The 20,485-nt window shown below is 32.9% G+C and carries 18 protein-coding genes and 1 other RNA gene; 6 read left to right on the top strand and 13 right to left on the bottom strand.

Annotation, left to right across the window (positions count from 1 at the left end):
- Positions 1 to 74 precede the first annotated feature (74 nt).
- Both ABXT06_RS04150 and ffs read right to left on the bottom strand, forming a co-directional pair.
- Positions 75 to 878, bottom strand: coding sequence for an SDR family oxidoreductase (locus ABXT06_RS04150; RefSeq protein ID WP_354589609.1), 804 nt, complete (start codon positions 876 to 878; stop codon positions 75 to 77).
- 177 nt (positions 879 to 1,055) lie between these two features.
- An RNA gene (gene ffs, locus ABXT06_RS04145) (signal recognition particle sRNA small type) lies at positions 1,056 to 1,153 on the bottom strand.
- An 88-nt stretch (positions 1,154 to 1,241) separates the two neighbouring features.
- Between ffs and ABXT06_RS04140 the strand changes: the two genes are divergently transcribed.
- Both ABXT06_RS04140 and hutI read left to right on the top strand, forming a co-directional pair.
- Positions 1,242 to 2,291 carry a glutaminyl-peptide cyclotransferase gene (locus tag ABXT06_RS04140; RefSeq protein WP_354589608.1) on the top strand — a complete coding sequence of 350 codons (1,050 nt, stop codon included), beginning with the start codon at positions 1,242 to 1,244 and terminating at the stop codon, positions 2,289 to 2,291.
- Positions 2,292 to 2,388: 97 nt separating this feature from the next.
- On the top strand, positions 2,389 to 3,627 hold the full coding sequence (gene hutI / locus ABXT06_RS04135) for an imidazolonepropionase (RefSeq protein WP_354589607.1): 1,239 nt from the start codon (positions 2,389 to 2,391) through the stop codon (positions 3,625 to 3,627).
- 91 nt (positions 3,628 to 3,718) lie between these two features.
- Here hutI and ABXT06_RS04130 read toward each other — a convergent pair whose 3' ends face one another.
- Entirely contained in the window at positions 3,719 to 4,597 is an 879-nt protein-coding gene (locus ABXT06_RS04130) for a DUF8428 domain-containing protein (protein ID WP_198856302.1), read from the bottom strand.
- A gap of 98 nt (positions 4,598 to 4,695) precedes the next feature.
- Between ABXT06_RS04130 and ABXT06_RS04125 the strand changes: the two genes are divergently transcribed.
- Positions 4,696 to 5,733 carry a formimidoylglutamase gene (locus ABXT06_RS04125; RefSeq protein WP_354589606.1) on the top strand — a complete coding sequence of 346 codons (1,038 nt, stop codon included), beginning with the start codon at positions 4,696 to 4,698 and terminating at the stop codon, positions 5,731 to 5,733.
- 135 nt (positions 5,734 to 5,868) lie between these two features.
- Entirely contained in the window at positions 5,869 to 7,116 is a 1,248-nt protein-coding gene (locus ABXT06_RS04120) for a DEAD/DEAH box helicase (RefSeq protein ID WP_111379190.1), read from the top strand.
- Here ABXT06_RS04120 and ABXT06_RS04115 read toward each other — a convergent pair.
- The 3 genes from ABXT06_RS04115 to aroC form a co-directional block, all read right to left on the bottom strand.
- The gene (locus ABXT06_RS04115; RefSeq protein ID WP_354589605.1) at positions 7,113 to 9,296 is read right to left on the bottom strand and encodes a response regulator; all 2,184 of its coding nucleotides are present in this window, start codon (positions 9,294 to 9,296) and stop codon (positions 7,113 to 7,115) included. The genes ABXT06_RS04120 and ABXT06_RS04115 overlap by 4 nt on opposite strands.
- A 122-nt stretch (positions 9,297 to 9,418) precedes the next feature.
- Positions 9,419 to 10,681, bottom strand: a complete 1,263-nt coding sequence (locus ABXT06_RS04110; protein ID WP_354589604.1) for a dicarboxylate/amino acid:cation symporter — start codon at positions 10,679 to 10,681, stop codon at positions 9,419 to 9,421.
- A gap of 52 nt (positions 10,682 to 10,733) precedes the next feature.
- Positions 10,734 to 11,792, bottom strand: coding sequence for a chorismate synthase (gene aroC, locus ABXT06_RS04105; protein WP_354589603.1), 1,059 nt, complete (start codon positions 11,790 to 11,792; stop codon positions 10,734 to 10,736).
- Between the two features lie 188 nt (positions 11,793 to 11,980).
- Between aroC and ABXT06_RS04100 the strand changes: the two genes are divergently transcribed.
- Positions 11,981 to 12,802, top strand: coding sequence for a UDP-2,3-diacylglucosamine diphosphatase (locus ABXT06_RS04100; RefSeq protein ID WP_354589602.1), 822 nt, complete (start codon positions 11,981 to 11,983; stop codon positions 12,800 to 12,802).
- A gap of 139 nt (positions 12,803 to 12,941) precedes the next feature.
- Complete coding sequence (locus ABXT06_RS04095; protein WP_095930509.1) at positions 12,942 to 13,439, top strand: hypothetical protein; 498 nt, start codon at positions 12,942 to 12,944, stop codon at positions 13,437 to 13,439.
- A 181-nt stretch (positions 13,440 to 13,620) separates the two neighbouring features.
- Here ABXT06_RS04095 and ABXT06_RS04090 read toward each other — a convergent pair whose 3' ends face one another.
- From ABXT06_RS04090 to ABXT06_RS04060, 7 genes are all read right to left on the bottom strand, one after another.
- Complete coding sequence (locus tag ABXT06_RS04090) at positions 13,621 to 14,043, bottom strand: protease complex subunit PrcB family protein (RefSeq protein ID WP_354589601.1); 423 nt, start codon at positions 14,041 to 14,043, stop codon at positions 13,621 to 13,623.
- A gap of 15 nt (positions 14,044 to 14,058) precedes the next feature.
- Entirely contained in the window at positions 14,059 to 15,204 is a 1,146-nt protein-coding gene (bshA, locus tag ABXT06_RS04085) for an N-acetyl-alpha-D-glucosaminyl L-malate synthase BshA (RefSeq protein WP_354589600.1), read from the bottom strand.
- Between the two features lie 246 nt (positions 15,205 to 15,450).
- Positions 15,451 to 15,933 (bottom strand): hypothetical protein, encoded by a 483-nt coding sequence (locus tag ABXT06_RS04080; protein ID WP_026730146.1) that lies wholly within the window; start codon positions 15,931 to 15,933, stop codon positions 15,451 to 15,453.
- 100 nt (positions 15,934 to 16,033) lie between these two features.
- On the bottom strand, positions 16,034 to 16,825 hold the full coding sequence (locus tag ABXT06_RS04075) for a heterodisulfide reductase-related iron-sulfur binding cluster (RefSeq protein WP_308069154.1): 792 nt from the start codon (positions 16,823 to 16,825) through the stop codon (positions 16,034 to 16,036).
- 136 nt (positions 16,826 to 16,961) lie between these two features.
- On the bottom strand, positions 16,962 to 18,302 hold the full coding sequence (locus tag ABXT06_RS04070; RefSeq protein WP_354589599.1) for a 4Fe-4S dicluster domain-containing protein: 1,341 nt from the start codon (positions 18,300 to 18,302) through the stop codon (positions 16,962 to 16,964).
- A gap of 6 nt (positions 18,303 to 18,308) precedes the next feature.
- The gene (locus ABXT06_RS04065) at positions 18,309 to 19,274 is read right to left on the bottom strand and encodes an MlaD family protein (RefSeq protein ID WP_354589598.1); all 966 of its coding nucleotides are present in this window, start codon (positions 19,272 to 19,274) and stop codon (positions 18,309 to 18,311) included.
- Positions 19,275 to 19,324: 50 nt separating this feature from the next.
- Complete coding sequence (locus tag ABXT06_RS04060; protein ID WP_354589597.1) at positions 19,325 to 20,446, bottom strand: N-acetylmuramoyl-L-alanine amidase family protein; 1,122 nt, start codon at positions 20,444 to 20,446, stop codon at positions 19,325 to 19,327.
- Between the last annotated feature and the right edge of the window lie 39 nt (positions 20,447 to 20,485).

The following is a 20,485-nucleotide window of genomic DNA, read 5'->3' as shown; positions in this document are numbered from 1 at the left end:
ATCAATACCAATAACAATTTCAAAAATCAAATCAATTTGTGATTTAAATCTAAAATCAAGTAATTAATTGCGATTTATAACTTATAATGATTCATTAACATCTTCTCGTACATTTTATCTGGAAGCGCGCGTTTCAACACAATCGAAAACTTCTGCATAAAAGCACCAACTTTATAATGCACATTCGGTTTTTTGGTCTGAATGATTTTATAAACGGCTTCTGCCATTTCGTTCGGATTGCTTCCTGCGTCAACATGATCGTTCATCGTTGCCAACATATCCCCATAAACTTTTTCGTAAGCTGAATCTTTAATAACTGGAGCATGGTAACGGCCAGCAGCAATATTGGTTGCAAAATCTCCAGGCGCAACATTCGTAATTTCAACTCCAAAAGCCTTCACTTCCATTCTTAAAGCTTCTGTAATTAATTCTAAAGCTCCTTTTGAAGCAGAATAAACACTTCTATACGGAAGTCCCATATAACCCGCAATTGAAGTTATATTTATAATAAGTCCCGAATTTTGTTTACGCATCTGCGGAAGCACAGCTTTCATAACTTCAATAGGTCCGAAAAAGTTTGTTTCAAAATTATTTCGAATTTCTTCCGTCGGAATTTCTTCAAGAGGCCCCGTAATTCCAACTCCAGCGTTGTTAATTACAATATCTAATCTTCCAGAAGTTTCAATAATTCTATTGACTGCCGTTTTTATAGAATCTGCATTTCGGACATCTAAAGCAACCAAAGGGAAAATAGAATTCAGAACTTTTTCGGGATTTCTGCTCGTTCCGTAAACAACGAAACCTTTTTGGTGTAAAAATTCACCAATAGATTTTCCAATTCCTGATGATCCTCCGGTAATTAAAACGACTTTACTCATTTTTTTAAGTTATAAGTTATGGATTATGAGTTATAAGTTTTGGAGAATCGTATTATTTTGAACAGTATATAAAATGCTCAATGTTAACTTTTAACCAATAACATCTAACTTCAGATTGGGTCAAAAATAAAAAAATCCTCCTGAAAGGAAGATTACAAATTAAATTTATTCTAAAAAAAATGGCAAGCGACCTACATCGCACCGCTCAACCACGTACCCTTGCTATGTTCCCATCCTGGGGGAGTCTGCAGGAGCTGGTCGTGTAGGACTTGCCGGTGCAAATATACAATCTTTTTATATTTTTGCAAGAGCTTTGTTGCTATAAAAATAACATCGTATATTGGCTTATTGAAATTTTAAACTATGAAAAAATATAACTTCCTAGCTGTCATTTTATTAGGAATCACATTAATCGGATGTGGAGATACAAAAAAAGGTGAAAATTCTTTGTTTACTATCGACGATTCTGCTTTTCCAGCTCATTTTACACAAAAAGAAGTGCTTAATATTGGAATTTTAAACCCAAATTCGAAAGAAATCGACAGCGTTGCTTACTTCATAAACGACCAAAGAGTTGGAGGTACAAAAGGCAAAGAAAACTTTAGATTTGAATTAATAGATCAGAAATTAGGTTATCAATACCTAAAAGCTACTGTTTATTTTGGAGGAGATTCTTCTGATGCTACTAAAAGAATTGAAGTTGTTTCAGATGTTGAACCAAAACTTTTAAATTATAAAATCGTAAATACTTTTGCACACGATTCTTTAGCTTTTACTGAAGGTTTAGAATTTCACGATGGAAGACTTTTTGAAAGTACGGGACAAAAAGAAGATTCATACTTCAGGGAAGTAGATTATAAAACTGGAAAAGTAATCAAACAAGTTGATCTTCCGAAAGAATATTTTGGAGAAGGAATCACTTTCTTCAATGGAAAATTATATCAGCTTTCATGGCAGGAAAAAACTGGTTTTATTTATGATGCTAAAACTTTTAAACTGGAAAAAACATTCAAATACGATAAAGATATTGAAGGTTGGGGAATGACGCATGATGATAAATACATTTACCATTCTGATGGAACAGAGAAAATTTGGAAAATGGATCCTGCTAATCAAAAACTAATTGATTACATCAATGTTTATTCTGGCAGTTCAAAAATTAAAGCATTAAATGAATTAGAATTAATCAATGGGAAATTTTATGCTAATGTTTGGCAAAAAGACGCCATTGCGGTTGTAGACCCAAAATCTGGTGCAGTTGAAGGAATTATCAATTTATCTGGACTACGCAAATTTGTAAAAAGCAAAAATGCTGAAGTTTTAAACGGTATAGCCTACAACCCTGCTACTAAAACCATTTTTGTTACAGGTAAATATTGGGACAAAATATTCGAAATAACAGTTTCTGAATAATCTTTAGAGAAAAACATTTTTACGAATTTCACAAGTTTTCACATATTAATCCGTGAAAATTTGTGAAATTTGTGTTTTTACATATATCCCATAAAAAATGATCACTTTAATCACAAACATACAAGAGTTACTACAGGTTCGCGAAACTTCAATTGCTAAAGTTTCAGGTTCTGAAATGGCTAATTTACCAACAATTAAAAATGCTTTTTTAGTTTTAAAAGACAATTTAATCGAAGATTTCGGCTCAATGGATAATCTTCCAAAAATAAATGCCGACAAAACAATTGATGCAACAGGAAAAGTTGTGCTTCCGTCTTGGTGCGATAGTCACACACATATTGTTTATGCAGGAAATCGCGAACAAGAGTTCGTAGATAGAATCAACGGACTTTCTTATGAAGAAATTGCAAATCGCGGTGGTGGAATTCTTAATTCGGCTAAAAAATTAAATGAAACTTCTGAAGAAGAAATCTACGAGCAATCTAAAATCCGTTTAGAAGAAGTAATGCATTTAGGAACCGGAGCTGTAGAAATTAAATCTGGCTATGGCTTAACTGTTGATGGAGAATTAAAAATGCTTCGAGTTATTAAAAAACTGGCAGAAAACTACCCTATTGCAATCAAAGCGACATTTCTAGGCGCACATGCGTTTCCTACTCATTACAAAGACGACAAAGCAGGATATATTGATGAAATAATCAATGAAATGCTTCCTGAAATTTCAAAAAATAATCTTGCCGATTATGTAGATGCTTTCTGTGAAAGCGGTTATTTTTCTGTAGAAGAAACCGAAAAAATAATGGAAGCAGGTTTAGCATTTGGCTTAAAGCCAAAAATCCATGTCAATCAATTTAATTCAATTGGTGGAATTCAGGCTGGAGTTAAATTTAACGCGCTTTCTGTAGATCATTTAGAAATAATGAACCCAGAAGATATTCAAGCATTAAAAGGAACCGAAACAATGCCTGTTGCATTACCTTCATGTTCTTATTTTTTAAGCATTCCGTATACTCCTGCCCGCGAAATGATAAAAGCTGGTTTACCAATAGCATTAGCAACAGATTTTAATCCTGGTTCTACTCCATCCGGAAATATGAATTTTGTAGTTGCAACGGCGTGTATTAAAATGAAAATGACTCCAGAAGAAGCAATCAACGCAGCAACAATAAACGGAGCATACGCAATGGGACTTTCAGAAACTCATGGAAGTATCACAAAAGGCAAAAAAGCCAATCTGATTCTAACAAAACCTATTTCTTCTTACTACCAAATTCCTTACGCATTTGGAAGCAATCTTATTGAATCTGTTTTTGTGGAAGGAAAAATTTTAGAATAATTCTTTCAACCATTTAAAATCAACCATAAAAAAAGGTCTGTGAAAATCACAGACCTTTAATATCTAAGTGGTATTTTTCCCTTCGGCAGAATTATCTTAAACTGAAACTAGTTTTAGAAACTAACTCATCATTATCAAAAACATTGATAAAGTAAGTTCCTTTAGCGAAATCTTTTCCTGGTAAATCTTCACTAACTTGAACAGTTTTATTTTCGTATTTTACTGTTGTTTTAAAGCTATAAGTTAATGTATTGTCTCCAAAGTTTTCTGTTTTCTTTTCGCCTAAAACATTGTTTTTAGCATCGATAACTTGAACATAATACGTTTTATCTCCAGATTTTGCAATTTGATTTTCAGCTATTGTAAAACTAACTTTCAACATATCAGCACGGCTTGCTTTATCTGTTTCGATTTGTTTCCCAGAGCTTTTCAATTTATAAGCTGAAGTTTTAGTATTTAATACAGATAATTTAGAACCTTTTTCTACAGTTTTAGCTAATTCTTCGTTTTGACCAACTAATACTTCATTATATTTTTTAGATTCTCCTAAAACTACAATAGTACTATCTCTTTGAGTAGTTAAAACACCATTTTGTTTTTTCAACTCATCGTTTTCAGCAACTAAAGTTTTCATTTTGCTTTGCATTGCCTGAACTTGAGATCTGTATTTAGAAACATCTCCTTTAGATTTGTTCAAATCATCCATTAAAGCTACTACTTTATCTCTTTCTTGGATCAATTCATCAGACATAGAAGTATTTTCAGCAATAGCAGCATCATAAGTCGCTTTTAACTCCTGTAAATCTTTCATTACAGATTCTTTCTCAGTTAAAGTTGTTGTAAGCTCGGTTTTAACTACCTCTGTATCAGAAGACAATTTAAAAATATACACTAAACTACCGATCAGTAGGACTGCTAAAACTGCGATTACCGCCTTTAGACTTGAATTGTTGTTCTTTGGGTTTTCCATATTTAAATAATTTTCTTTAATAACAAATTTAAGAATTAATATAAGGTAATAACGTAAGTTTCTACAATTATATTATTTTTGGAAAATAAATTTTTTTCATGGAAAAATTAATCCCTTTCACTATAAATGATTTAGCAAAAGTCACAAATCATAGAAGTGGTGAATTAAAGTTCGGAGAAAAGATGATTGTCATTCCTTCTGGAGTTGACAAAGTTAATTTTCTCAAAGAAAGCGAAGCAAAGTATGTTCTTTTAGGAATTCCTGAAGATATTGGCGTTCGAGCCAATTACGGAAGACCTGGAGCCGCTTCTGCATGGCAATGTGCTATAAAAAGCATTGCAAACATTCAGCATAATCGTTTTTGCAAAGGAAGCAACATTATTGTTTTAGGACAAATTAATGTTGCAAATGAAATGCGTGAAGTAGAAAATCTTGACTTTAATGATATTGACGATCGTTCAAAATTAAGTCAGCTGGTTGAAAAAATAGACAAAGAAGTATCCCATATTATTTTTACCATAATCAAAGCTGGAAAAACTCCAATTATTATTGGCGGAGGCCATAACAATGCTTACGGAAATATTAAAGGCGCTGCTCTTGCAAAAGGGAAACCTGTAAACGCCGTAAATTTTGACGCACATTCTGATTTTAGAATTTTAGAAGGTCGTCATAGCGGAAATGGATTTTCATACGCTTATGAAGAAGGTTTTTTAAAGAAATATTTCATTTTTGGGCTTCACGAAAATTACACTTCCAAAAGCGTTTTGGACATTATAAAAAAATTGGAGGATCGTGTTCGATATAACACCTATGACAGCGTCAATATTAGAAAAGAAAAAGACTTTAACCGTGAAATGATTACGGCTTTGGATTTTATTAAAAATGATGCTTTCGGAATCGAAATTGATCTTGATGCAATTCCAAATATTGCCAGTAGCGCTATGACAATAAGCGGATTTTCTGTCGAAGAACTGAGACAGTTCGTTTCTTTCTTTGGTGAACATAAAAATGCAGCTTATTTGCATATTTGCGAAGGTGCGCCAGATTTAGACAATTCTCCGAACAATAACTTAATCGGTAAATTAATTGGTTATTTAGTAACCGATTTTGTTAAAGCAAACATTGAAAAAGACTGATTTAAAAAAGCCAATTGCAAGTATAACAAATTGGTTTTTGCCAAATAAAAGCCAATTCAAACAAACGATTGACTGAATAAACCTATCTTTGCACGGCATTTTAGACTTAAAACTAAAATAGTTAATCACTAAGATATGTTATTCGAAGATCTATCACTTTCAAAAAGTATACAAAAAGCCGTATTTGAAGAAGGCTATTTAAATCCGACCCCAATTCAAGAAAAAGCAATTCCGATTGTTTTAGAAGGCCGTGATTTAATTGGCTGTGCGCAAACAGGAACAGGAAAAACGGCAGCATTTGCCATTCCAATCATACACCAATTACATCGTATTGTTGGTTCGTCAAAAAAAGCCAAACAGATTCGTGCGCTTGTAGTTACACCTACTCGTGAGCTAGCAGTGCAAATTGGACAAAGTTTTGACACTTACGCAAAATACACCAATTTAACACAGCTGACTATTTTTGGAGGAGTTTCGCAAAACCCTCAAGTAGACGCTTTAAAAAACGGAGTTGATGTGTTAATTGCTACACCTGGACGTTTGCTTGACCTTCATAAACAAGGTTTTCTTGATTTAAATCATTTGCACACTTTAGTGCTAGATGAAGCCGATCAGATGTTGGATATGGGTTTTATTAACGATGTGAAAAAAATCGTAAAACTTACTCCAAAAAACAGACAAACTTTACTTTTCTCTGCAACAATGCCAATCGCTATTCGTGAACTTGCAGAAATGTTTCTTCAAGATCCAGCAAAAGTAGAAGTTTCTCCCGTTTCATCTACTGCTGAAAATGTAGAACAACGCATTTATTTTGTTGATAAAACAGAAAAAAGAAACTTGCTATATACTTTAATTAAAGAAGAGAATTTATCAAACGTGCTTGTTTTTTCTAGAACAAAACATGGCGCTGATAATGTGGTAAAAGCGCTTCGCAAAAAAGACATTCCTGCGGAGGCAATTCATGGAGATAAATCACAAAATGCAAGACAAAGAGTTCTTGACGCCTTTAAAAATAAAGAAGTTGGAGTACTAGTTGCAACCGATATTGCTGCAAGAGGAATTGATATCGAACAGCTTCCTTATGTAATCAATTTTGACTTACCGAATATTCCTGAAACCTACGTTCACCGTATCGGAAGAACAGGTCGTGCAGGAAATGGCGGAATTGCAATTTCTTTCTGCGGAAAAGATGAACTTCCTTATTGGAAAGACATTCAAAAATTAATCAAAGTAGATGTAAAGACTATTGCCGACCATCCGTATCAATGGCATTCTGGAAGTCCAGAAGCTGGAGAAAAGCCTAAAAACTCAAACAGAAGCGGTGGCGCTCATAAATCGAGAAAATCAACAAACGCTAAGAAAAACAAAAAACGCTGGTACTAAACAGCGTTTTTTTCTTTTATAAGGAAATTGATTATTTTAAATAATTTAACCGGTTCAAAAGGTTTAATTATAATATCATTCATACCAGAGGAAATAGCTTCATCTGTAATTTCATCTTTATCAAAAGCAGTCAAGGCTACAATTGGAGTTTCTATGCCTTGAAGACGTATTCGTTTTGTGGTTTCAAATCCGTTCATCAAAGGCATATTAATATCCATTAAAATTAAATCGAATGTTTCATTTTGTAAGGCTTTAAGAGCCGCAAAACCATCATCAACCACTTTGCAGGAATAATTATTTTTTTCGATAATTTTTTTCGTCACAAGCTGATTAATCAGATTATCTTCTACAACTAAAATTTTATAAATTTCGCTAGAAGTCAAATCAACTTCAATTTCATTAATAATGCTTTTAGTTTTAGCTAAATCGTGTTCAAAAGCAATTGTAAACGAAAATGCGGTTCCTTTTCCGAGATCACTATCCAGCGTAATTGTACTTCCAAAAAGCCCTAACAATCTTTTTACAATACTAAGCCCTAAACCAGTACCTTGATAATCTTCATCCTTTCTGCCAACTTGTACAAACTTCTCAAAAATCTTATTTTGATCTACAACTGCGATTCCTATTCCATTATCTTTAATTAAGAAATCTAAATAATGAAGCTTCCCTTCTACTTTATCGAGCTTTACTATAATCTCTACTTTTCCGTCTTTTGTAAACTTCAATGCATTACTCACCAAATTCATCAAAATCTGAGCTAGACGGAGTTTATCACCAATTAAATACTCTGGAATGTTAGTATCTATATCAATAGAAATACTATTATTATTTTTCTGCGAAAGAAAAGAAAGTGAATTTTTAATTACCGTAATTTCATCAGAAATATTAAAAGTCAGATTTTCAAGTACGATTTTGTTTTCTTCAATTTTATTAATCTGTAAAATATCATTTACTAAGGACAATAAATATCTAGCAGAAAATTTAAGAGAACTTAAATGCTGGCTTCTAGAGATTTCTTTATGTTCTTCGAGCAACATGTTGGTTATTCCCACAACTCCATAAAGCGGCGTACGCAATTCGTGGCTTATGGTAGATATAAATTGAGTTTTGAGTAAAGAAGCTTCTTCTGCAATTTCTTTAGCTTTAAGAAGCTCTAAATTATGCTTTTTCTTGTATCTAATATTCTTTATAAGTGTGATAATTAGAATTAAAAGAATCAACGAAATTAAAATAAAAAGAATTACAATAATTTTTGATTTCCTTAAGCTTTGAGATTGTTCTACTTTTTCTCCCTCAACTTTATCAATCTGCCTTTTATATTCGTCCAATTCTAGACTTAAACCAGCCTGAGAAGCTTTTTTAATTTTCTTAGCATCATATAGATTATCTGAAATATCATAATGCTTAACAAGTGCATCGTACGCCTCTTTATGCCTGTTGGTTTTATTTAAAAAATGCGAATATTCTAAATAAGCACGCGACAGATCTATTTTCTCCTGACATTTTTTGCCTGATTCAATAGCACTTAAAAAATAGGCGTTGGCTTCCTTATTATCATTTTTATAGCTAGAGTAAATACCATTCAACATAGCAACAATAACCTCTGTTGATTCGTCATTGTACTTTATTTTAGTACTATTTACATACTTTAAAAAGAGATATCCCTGATTGTAATTTCCAATATCAAAATAAGCCCATGCAATATTTACGTTTGTAAAATAAACTTCTTTTAAATCATTTATTTTCAAAGCGTAAGCCACTGCTTTTTTATAACTGCGAATTCCTTCATCAAATTGTTCTTTTCCAAAACAATACATGTTTCCTAAATTATTATAAAGGTTACATTTTAAGGAATCATTATTAGTTTTATTAGCATAATACAAACCTTTTTTATAGAAAAAAATGGCTTTATCATACTCTTCTAATTCGTTATAATTGGCAGCTATAATATTATAAGAACGAGCTGTAAGGCAATAATCTTTTATTGCTGTCGCTGCATTTAGGGCAGCTCTGGAATAGATAAGTGATTTTTCGAAATTGGATTCTCTAAAATTTAAAAGCGCTTTCTTTACATTCTTATCAATTTTAGGATCGAGGTTACAATTAGATTGCGCGATTGCTGAATTGGCAAAGCAATTCAGAACCAAGAATAAGAGTAAAAAAATCCGTTTGTGGGGCATTAATCGGCTAATTTGATCAAATATACACTTTAAAATAAAAAAAAGCTGCATTTCAATAAAAAATACAGCTTTTCAAATATTATTACAATAACTAAGATAAAAATTAAAATCTCAGTATATTTTTATTCTTTATTTTCCTCCCATTGTCCTACAACAGAAGTAGCTAATGCATTTCCTAATACATTCGTAGCACTTCTAAACATATCACAGAAATGGTCAATTGGAAGAATTAACGCAATTCCCTCAATCGGAATATCAAACATACCGCAAGTTGCAGCAACTACAACTAAACTTGCTCTTGGCACACCTGCAATACCTTTACTGGTAAGCATCAAAACTAAAAGCATCGCCATTTGCGTTCCCAAATCTAAATGCACGTTATAAAACTGAGCAATAAAGATACTTGCAAAAGTCATGTACATCATACTTCCATCCAGGTTAAAAGAATATCCAAGAGGAAGCATAAAAGAAACGATTTTATCTTTTACTCCAAAACCTTCTAGCTCTTCTGTCAATTTCGGAAATACAGCCTCACTACTTGTTGTTCCAAAAGCAATAGCCAAAGGTCCAGTAATACGTCTTAACAATTCAGTCATTCTTCCTTTAAGGAAAATATATCCAATAGCAATTAAAATAACCCATAGAGTACTGATACCAATTAAAAACGAACCGAAAAATTTGAAGTAAGTAATTACCAATTCTTCTGCATCTCTTATAGCAAACACACCTGCAATTGCTCCAAAAACTCCAATTGGCGCAAATTTCATTACATAGTTTACCATTTTTAAAACGATGTGCGATAATTTATCGAAAGCACCTATTATTGGCTTTACAGTAGGCCCTAAAGAAGCCGCTGCCAATCCAAAGAAAATTGAGAAAACTACAATTTGCAGAATCTCATTAGTTGCCATTGCTTCAACGATACTTTTGGGTACAATATGCTCAACAAAATTATCAAAAGACAGGTTTTGTGTTTTACCTGTAACTTCAGAAGCAGCTGCCATATCTACGTGATCCAGTTTTAGACCAACGCCTGGCTGTAAAATATTTACATAAAACAATCCAATTAGAAGAGAAATAAATGAAGCAGTAAAAAACCATCCAATAGCTTTTCCTCCAATTCTTCCAACAGTTTTAATATCACCTAATTTCGCAATTCCAACCACCAAAGTTGTAAAAACCAATGGAGAAATAATCATTTGAACCAAACGAATAAAGATGGTTGCCAGCATTTTAATTTTACTACTAAATGCCTGCGCAGATTCGGGCGAAATACTATTGTGCAATATAATTCCTAAAATAGCTCCTAGAACCATTGCAATTATAATCTGCCCTGTTAATCCCGAAAGAAATGATTGTTTTTTAGTTTCTGTAACTTCTTGCATTAAATTATTTTTTAATTATTAAAATATAAGACCCTCACTGTCTTACCTTTTATTAATATGTTTTGTTGATTAAATAAAAATCTGCCAAAACAATTGCCGCCATCGCTTCTACGATTGGCACTGCGCGAGGCACTACACACGGATCATGACGTCCTTTTCCTGTCATTGGTGTAATGTTACCTTTATTATCTAAAGAATCTTGAGTCTGCATGATAGTTGCAACAGGTTTAAAAGCAACTCTGAAATAGATATCCATTCCGTTGCTAATACCACCTTGGATTCCGCCAGAAAGATTTGTTTTTGTCGTTCCGTCTGGATTATATAAATCGTTGTGTTCGCTTCCTTTCATTTCAGCACCAGAGAAACCGCTTCCGTATTCAAAACCTTTTACCGCATTAATAGAAAGCATTGCTTTTCCTAATTCAGCATGAAGTTTATCAAATACTGGTTCTCCTAAACCAACTGGAACATTCTGAATTACGCAAGTCACAACACCTCCAACAGTATCTCCCTGCTTGCGAATATCGCGAATATATTCTTCCATAATTGCTGCAGATTTTTCATCTGGACAACGTACCGGATTGTTTTCAATTTTAGAAAAATCCAATTCCTGATAAGGTGTATCTAAATGAATTGGACCAACAGAAGAAACATAAGCATTGATTTTGATTTCTGGCAGCATTTGCTTTGCAATTGCACCCGCTACTACTCTACTTGCTGTTTCTCTTGCAGAACTTCTTCCGCCACCGCGATAATCGCGAAAACCATATTTCTGATCGTAAACATAATCAGCATGGCTTGGTCTGTAATTATCTTTTATATGAGAGTAATCGTCTGATTTTTGATTGGTATTTGGAATAATGAAACCGATTGGAGTTCCAGTTGTTTTTCCTTCAAATATTCCAGATAAAAATTGAACACTGTCTGGTTCTTTTCTTTGCGTAACAATTGCTGACTGACCTGGCTTTCTACGAGCCATATCTACTTCAATTGCTTCAAAATCTAATTGTATTCCTGGAGGACATCCGTCAATAATGCCGCCTAAAGCTTCACCGTGAGATTCTCCAAATGTAGTTACTTTATATAATGTGCCGAAGCTGTTTCCTGCCATTGTGTTTTGTTTTGAGCAAATGTAAGTTTTATGAATTAAATTAAAAAATTTAAAACTGGTATTATTAACGAAACATTAAATGGGATAAAAATCACAATTTGGTAAAATTATCCTCTTTTTAATAACCTTTTAATAAACTCAAATTTCACAAACTTTCTTTCATTTGTAAAACTTCAAATCAAGAAAAATTGAAAAAAAGAAATGTTGAATTGGTCATTCTTTCTGATGTCCATTTAGGAACTTACGGAAGCCACGCAAAGGAATTAAACAACTATCTTTCAAGCATTAAACCAAAAACTTTAGTTTTAAACGGTGATATAATTGATGCTTGGCAGTTTCGCAAATCTTATTTTCCAAAAGCACATTTACGCGTCATTCAGCGTATTATCGGAATGGCTTCTAAAGGAACAAAAGTGTATTATATTACTGGAAATCACGATGAGATCCTTCGAAAATTCAGTGATATGAATATGGGAAATTTTGCTCTTGTTGATAAATTGGTTTTAGAATTAGACGATAAAAAAGCCTGGATTTTTCACGGAGACGTTTTTGATGCCTCTGTTCAGCATTCAAAATGGATTGCTAAATTAGGTGGTTTAGGTTACGATTATCTAATTTTAACAAACAGATTTGCCAACTGGTGCTTGGCAAAATTAGGACGCGAACCTTATTCTTTTTCTAAAAAAATAAAAGCAAGCGTTAAAAAAGCAGTAAAGTTTATTTCTGATTTTGAAACTACTGCCACCGATCTAGCTATAGAAAAAAATTACGACTATGTTATTTGCGGGCACATTCACGAACCAAAAATCGTAACGAAAGAAAACAAACACGGTTCTACTTTATACCTCAATTCTGGTGATTGGGTAGAAAACTTAACGGCTCTTGAATATCATAAAAAACGCTGGAAACTGTTTTCTTATAAAGCCAGTAATTTTGCAGAAGAAGAAAATCTTTTAGAAATGGAAGATATCCTCACTTCTCAGCTAATTTCATCCATAATCCTAAAATAAACACCTCAAAAGCAGGTTTTTAAGAATTTTAACACTCCAAAATCTCGAAAATGTAAATTATATAACAATTTTCAAAAATGTTATACGTTTTGTATCTGACTGTAATAATACATTTGAAAAAAATTAATTTACCATTTTTATGAAAAAGATACTTTTATCTGCCCTTATGCTTCTTGGTTTAGCATTTACGGCTCAATCACAAGAAATTTCAAAACACGCTTTAGGATTACGTTTAGGTGACAACAACGGATTTGGAGGAGAAATATCTTACCAGTTAGGATTAAATCAAAAAAACAGACTTGAATTTGATTTAGGATGGAGAAACAGCAGTGATGTAGACGCAATAAAAGGAGTTGCTCTTTACCAATGGGTTTGGAACATCGACGGAGGTTTTAACTGGTATGCTGGTGTCGGAGGAGGACTAGCAGCTTGGGATCACGATTACTATAACAACAATTACAGATACAGCGATAGCGGAACTTATGTTTTTGCTGCTGGAGATATCGGTATAGAATATAGATTTAAAGAAGTACCGCTTACTTTATCATTAGACGCAAGACCAGAAATTGGTTCAGGTTATTATGACGATGATAATTTCGGATTTGATGTTGGTTTAGGAGTTAAATTTAGATTCTAAATAAAAATAAAAAATAATTGTAAGAAGAAGCCTGTCGTTTAAAAGCGACAGGCTTTTTTTATGGTTTCAAAAGAAATTTAAAAAGGGCTTTGACTCCGCTCAGCTTGACAAACTTTTAAATCGCTTCCTAAAAACAATCAATGTCAGGCTGAGCGGAGTCGAAGCCAGTCTTTATATAATTTTATTTAATAATAATTTCTTTCTTAGAATGAATTTTTACAACCGTATAAGGATACGAAATCACCTGCATTGTCATTGCGTCTTTTGCAGGACTATTTTCTTTTACTGTTATAATAATATTTTTATCTGTTTCTTCAACCTTTTCAACATCGATAGTATAGCCGCTAGTGTTTTTTTCGCCCATATTCAGAATCACATAATTATAATCTTGAACATCTGGATTCTTCATCTTATTAGCCAAAAGCGGATCATTTTCAAGCATTTTAATTTCGTTAGGCTCAGTCAGAATTTCGAAAAATTTAATATTGCCACCGCCATCTGATTGTATTGTTAAAACTTCATACAACGCATTTGATTTTTCAACTTTCTTCACTCCGCACGAAATCAAAACAAAAATCGCTAAAACAGAAATTACTTTTTTCATTTTATCCTTTTTAAATTAGTGTTTCTCCAACTTATAATCATCAACCGCTTTTTGGTATAACGCCTCGTATTTAGGTAAGATGTTTTTAATGTCAAATTTTCTTGCCACTTCTAGAGCATTTGCTTTAAACTGACTTAAAGTAGCATCATCTTTTAATATTTTTAGTGCATTTTGAGCCATTTCTTCAACATTTCCGACATTGCTTAAGTATCCAGAAAAACCATCAAAATTAACTTCAGGCAATCCGCCAGAATTACTTGAAATTACTGGAACACCACATGCCATTGCTTCCAATGCTGCCAAACCAAAACTTTCGGTTTCTGAAGGCAATAAAAACAAATCGGTCATACATAAGATTTTATCAATCTCATGGCTATTTCCAAAGAAAATAACTTTATCTAAGATACCCAATTCCTGACATAAAATCTCTGCCTTTTCTTTTTCAGGTCCATCACCAACCATCATCAGTTTGGCCGGAATTTCTTTTTGAACATTATAGAAAATCTTAATAATATCTGGAATGCGTTTTACTTTTCTAAAATTACTAATATGAGTAATAATACGCTCATTCTCATTGGCCATTACATAACGATGACAAGGCGCATTTGGGTCTTTCTTTACTTTGTCTAGCTCAATAAAGTTTGGAATCACCTTAATTTTATTCTTGATTTTGAATAATTTCAAAGTATCATCTTTCAAACTCTGAGAAACCGAAGTCACATAATCAGATTTATTGATACTAAAAGTTACAGCAGGTTTATAAAAAGGGTGATTCCCTACAAGCGTAATATCAGTTCCGTGAAGAGTCGTAATCATCGGAAGATTTATTCCTTCGTTCTTAAGCATTTGTTTTGCCATATAACCTGCATAAGCATGCGGAATAGCATAATGCACATGCAGAAGCTCTATTTTATACAGTTTAACCATATCAACCAACTTGCTCGATAACGCTAATTCGTATGGCTGATAATGAAACAAAGGATATTCCGGAACATTTACTTCGTGATAATGAACATTCGGATTTAAAAGAGCCAATCTAACTGGCTGACTATATGTAATAAAATGTATTTCGTGTCCTCTTCTGGCTAACTCGAGACCTAACTCTGTGGCGACTACACCACTACCTCCAAAAGTAGGATAACAGACGATTGCTATTTTCATGGATTAAATTTAATTCTACGAAAATACTCAAAAATAGCGTTTCATCAGGCTTTTAAATTGTTAGATTTTTGACAAAATTAGATTAACTCTGGTTGATAAATATTTCGAGAAAGCTCCTAATATCTCAAATAAACCTAACAGGTTTTTAAAACCTGTTAGGTTTCAAATCTTACACTTGAAACCAAAAACCATAAAAAAAGGCACAAAATCTACATTTCATGCCTTTTAAATATATTTTAAATACTTTTAGAAAAATCTGCTATGCCAGCTATCGGCAGCAGGAACTTCCCAAGATTCGTTGAATTCTTCAATATTGTTTACCAAGTTATTGAAAACAATTGTATTTTCAGAAACCGATTTATCTTTAACCATTTTCTTGAAATCAATTAATGGTTTGTGTGCAATGTGTTCTCCAAGCTTAAAAGTAACATTCATTTTATCAAGCAAATCAACGTTATATTTTTTCTCTAAGCTTTGAATAAATTCAACAGAACTATCAATAGAACAGCCTGTCGCAGCTTGCACTTCTTGATTTACTGCTAATATTATAAAACGATTGTATTTCAACAAAAACGAAGCTTCTAAACTTGTGCCGTGCGCAGCCCATTGTTCTACAAAAGCTTTTAAATCAGTTTCTATTTCAGAAAATTCTTCCTCAGAAAATTTTCTGTTAGACTGGTAAATCCAAACTCTAGATTCACCTGGTAAATTTTCAAAAGGTATATACATTTTAAAATTTTGTTTTGTTTGTTTTATTTGTTTCAGGTTTCAAGTTCAAAAAAACTTAGCAACTCAGAACCTTAGCATCTTAGTAACTTAGAACCTCAGATTACAAATCTTGCGCATTTGCAATCAACTCAGCGATATCAAGCACTTTCACTTGACCTTCTTTTTCTTTATTCTTAATTCCATCTGTTAACATCGTATTACAGAACGGACAACCTGCAGCAATAATATCTGGTTGAGTTTCTAAAGCATCTTCAGTACGAAGAACGTTTACTTCTTTGTTTCCAGGTTCTGCATCTTTAAACATCTGCGCTCCACCTGCTCCACAACATAAACCGTTGGCTTTAGAACGCTTCATTTCGACTAATTCAACATCCAATTTCTGAATTAAATCTCTTGGCGCTTCGTAAACTTTATTTGCTCTTCCTAAATAACAAGGATCATGAAAAGTAATTTTTTTCCCTTTAAATTGTCCGCCTTCAACAGTTAATCTTCCGTCATCAATTAATGACTTTAAAAACTCTGTATGATGAATCACTTCGTAATTACCTCCTAATTCTGGATATTCATTTTTCAAAGTATTAAAACAATGCGGACAAGCGGTAACAATTTTTTTTGCTTCATAAGCATTCAAAACCTCGATATTCATCATGGCCTGCATTTGAAACAAAAATTCATTTCCAGCTCTCTTTGCAGGATCGCCAGTACAACTCTCTTCTGTACCTAAAACCGCAAAAGAAACATTAGTGCGATTTAAAATTCGCACGAACGCTTTGGTAATTTTTTTTGCTCTATCATCAAAACTTCCTGCGCAACCTACCCAAAACAAAACCTCTGGCTGTTTTCCTTCGGCAAGCATTTCTGCCATTGTTGGTACTACTAAATTTTCTGACATTTCTCTCACTTTTGTTTAATCGGTTGATCGTGAAATTGTTTAATCGCTAAAAGCAAAATGACAATTCTATAAAAACCGAAATATTATTTTAAAATCGATTAAACGGTTAAACAAATAACCAATTAAACAATAAATCTTAATTCTCGTTTTTCCAATTTAAACGGTCTTGTTGGCTATATTGCCAAGGAGCACCATTATTTTCAATATTAGTCATCATCGCGTTTAATGACATTGGAGCAGCACTTTGTTCCATAACCAAATAACGGCGCATATCCATAATGATAGACAACGGACTAATATTTACAGGACATTCTTCCACACAAGCATTGCAAGACGTACAAGCCCATAGCTCTTCTGGTGTGATATAATCGTTTAAAAGTGATTTATTATCTGGAACAAAAACACCTTTATTTGCATCTATATTTTTACCAACTTCTGTCAAACGATCTCTTGTATCCATCATAATTTTACGCGGAGACAATTTTTTACCTGTTTGATTTGCTGGACACGAAGAAGTACAACGTCCACATTCTGTACAAGTATATGCATTCAATAACTGAACCCAGTTCAAATCCTGAACGTCACTTGCTCCAAATTTAGCTGGCGCTGCATTCTCGTCTGCTGGCGGAGCCGCAGCAAAAGGATCAGCATTTGGATCCATCATTAATTTTACCTCATTAGTAACTGAAGCTAAGTTATCAAACTGCCCTTCTGGTTTTAAATTAGCAAAATATGTATTTGGGAAAGCTAAAAGAATATGTAAGTGTTTTGAGAAGTACAAATAATTCATAAAAATCAAAATACCTACGATATGCAACCACCAGAAAACTTCAAATAATAATCCAACAACTTCGTTGGATGTACCATTAAAAATTGGCGCTATAAACTGGCTTATTGGGTAACTTCCTGCTTTGTGAAAATGAGAATATCCTCCTGGAACATTCTGCAAGTGAAGATCAGAAGCGTTCATCAACAAGAACAGAATCATTAAAACAGTTTCAAAATACAAAATGTAATTGGCATCGCTTTTAGGAAATCCAGTCAAATCAGAATGAATAAAACGCTTTAATCGAATAAAGTTTCTTCTAAGCCAAAAAACTGTAACAGAAAAAATTACAAGTATGGCCAATATTTCAAATGAAGCAATTAGAACATCATAAACTACACCTAAATAAGGCGCAAATATTCTATGAGTACCAAATAAACCATCAATGATGATTTCTAGTAATTCAATATTAATAATTACGAAACCTACATATACAATGATATGAAGAATTCCTGCAACAGGGCGTCTCACCATTTTTGATTGCCCTAGAGCAATCAATGCCATGTTTTTCCAACGAGCTTTAGGATTATCCTTTCGATCTACATCGACTCCTAGATTAATATTTCGGATGATTTTTTTTACGCTCGCTGTAAAAAAACCGAAACCTACTATAAGAAGTACTGCGAATAAAATATTATCTAAATAACTCATTTATAACTATTTTTTATCGGTTGAGTTTGTTTCTTCAGTTGGTGCTACGTATGGTTTATTTTTCTTTCCGAAAAGAGAAACGTTTACGTAACGAGTTGGATAAAGACGAAGATCTTGCAATAACAATTCAAGTTCTTTTGAAGTTTTAGTCAGGTTGTTATACAATGCCTCATCATTAAGTATTTTTCCTGCCGTACCTTTTCCTGAATTCAGATTGCTCATTAAAACATCAACTTTAGCCAAAGTTTGGTTCAAGTTACGAACTGTTTTTCCTAAATCTGCTTTATTTAATGAATCTGAAATTTTATTAAAATTACCAGACATCTTATTGAAGTTTGATACCATTCCATTAATCTGTCCTTTGTTTGTATCCAAGATACTGTTAAGACTACCTGATGCTTTATGAAACTGTGTCATAGTCTGGCTTAGTTCAGTAATTGTTTTCTTTAGATTTTCTTGAGTATTTTTATCTAAAGTATTGTTTAATCCTGTAACCAAATTATCAATATTCACAAGCATTTTATCAAGCTTTTGCTGAATTGGCTCAATTTTTCCGCCTAAAGATTCTGTCAATCCTAATTCAACACTCGAAGCCAATTTTTGCCCGTCTTCTGCTAATTCTTTATCAGCAAAATTTGGAACAATTTTAATTTGCTTTCCTCCAATTAAACTTGGTGAATAAATATAAGCTGTACTTGTTTTAGAAATTGGAAAATCTGTTTTAAGTTGAAGCTCCACTAATAGTTTTCCTGTAACTTCATCAATTGTAATTTTATTTACTTTACCAATCGCAAGTCCGTTAAGTGTTACTGGTGCTGATGGTGATAAATCTTCAACATTATCATATTCAGCATATAATATTGTATAATTAGTAAAAAGGTCTCTTCCCTTTAAAAAACTATATCCCCAAATAAATAGTAGAATGGATCCGATGACTAATATAGCCGTTTTAATTTCTCTTGTTAGTTTCAAAATTCTAAGTGTTTGTACAAAATTAATATAAATATTCGAACTTGCGATTATTATTTAATCGCGTCCTGAATACTGATTTTCTCACCATCTTTAGTTGCTACTAAAAATGCTGCGCCATATCCTTTACTTTTAGCTTCTTGCAGATATTTTTGTGCTGTTTCGTAACTTGTAGTTTCTTCGTAGAAATATTTATAAATATTGTTTTCGTATACCATTGTTACATTTTTAAGCCCTTTAAAGTTTTTAGGCTCTAAAGGTGTTTTTTTGATACTTGCAATAAGCTGCACTTTAAAAAATGTTCCTTTTGGAGCATTCTTCGCAACAGCGACTGGAGCTGTTGCTTTAGATTTTGAAGGAGTCGTATCTCTTATGGGCCGACTATCCTCTGATTCAGTTCCTGAACCAAAGTATTCTCTTTTATAACTTAAGATAGCTTCTGCAATTGCTTTTGCAATATCATCTTGACCTTCTTCAGAATTCAAGATATTTCCTTCTGTTGGATTAGACACAAATCCGGTTTCAACCAAAACTCTAGGCATATATGCTTTATGAAGCACCATAAAGGGTGCTTGTTTTACACCACCGTGTCTAAGCTTTTTTCCTAACTTCTCAAAGTTTTCTTCGATTTTAGTTGCTAAAGTAATACTGTTATCTAAATATTCTTCTTGCATCAAGGTCATACCAATCATAGATTCTGGCGAATTTGGATCGTAACCTTCATATTTACGTTTGTAGTCTTTCTCTAATGTAATTACCGAGTTTTCTTTTTTCGCTGCTTCAAGGTTTGATGCTACTTTACTTAAACCCATTACATAAGTTTCGGTTCCATCTGCTGCAGTATTTTTATTGGCGTTGCAGTGAATCGAGACAAAAATATTTGAATTTGCTCTGTTTGCAATATTTGCTCTTTCAACCAAATCAACAAAAACGTCTGTTTTACGAGTATAAATTACATTAACATTTGGATTTAGCTCTAAAATCTTCCCTACCTTCAAAACAATAGCTAAAGCAATATTTTTCTCAATTCGTCCGCTGTAAACAGCTCCAAAGTCATGATCTCCATGTCCAGCGTCAAGTGTCACTTTAAATACATTTGACTGGCTATGAGCACAAAAGGACGATATAGTTAGAAATAAAGTAAATATTACCTTAAATTTGTTAATTCTATTCATAAATCTAAAAGTTAATTTTAATAAAACGCAGCTGTTATA

This window comes from Flavobacterium sp. UW10123 (assembly GCF_040538975.1).
Lineage (GTDB): Bacteria > Bacteroidota > Bacteroidia > Flavobacteriales > Flavobacteriaceae > Flavobacterium.
Note: the sequence above shows the minus strand (reverse complement) of the source record. Positions and strands in the feature narration are given on the sequence as shown.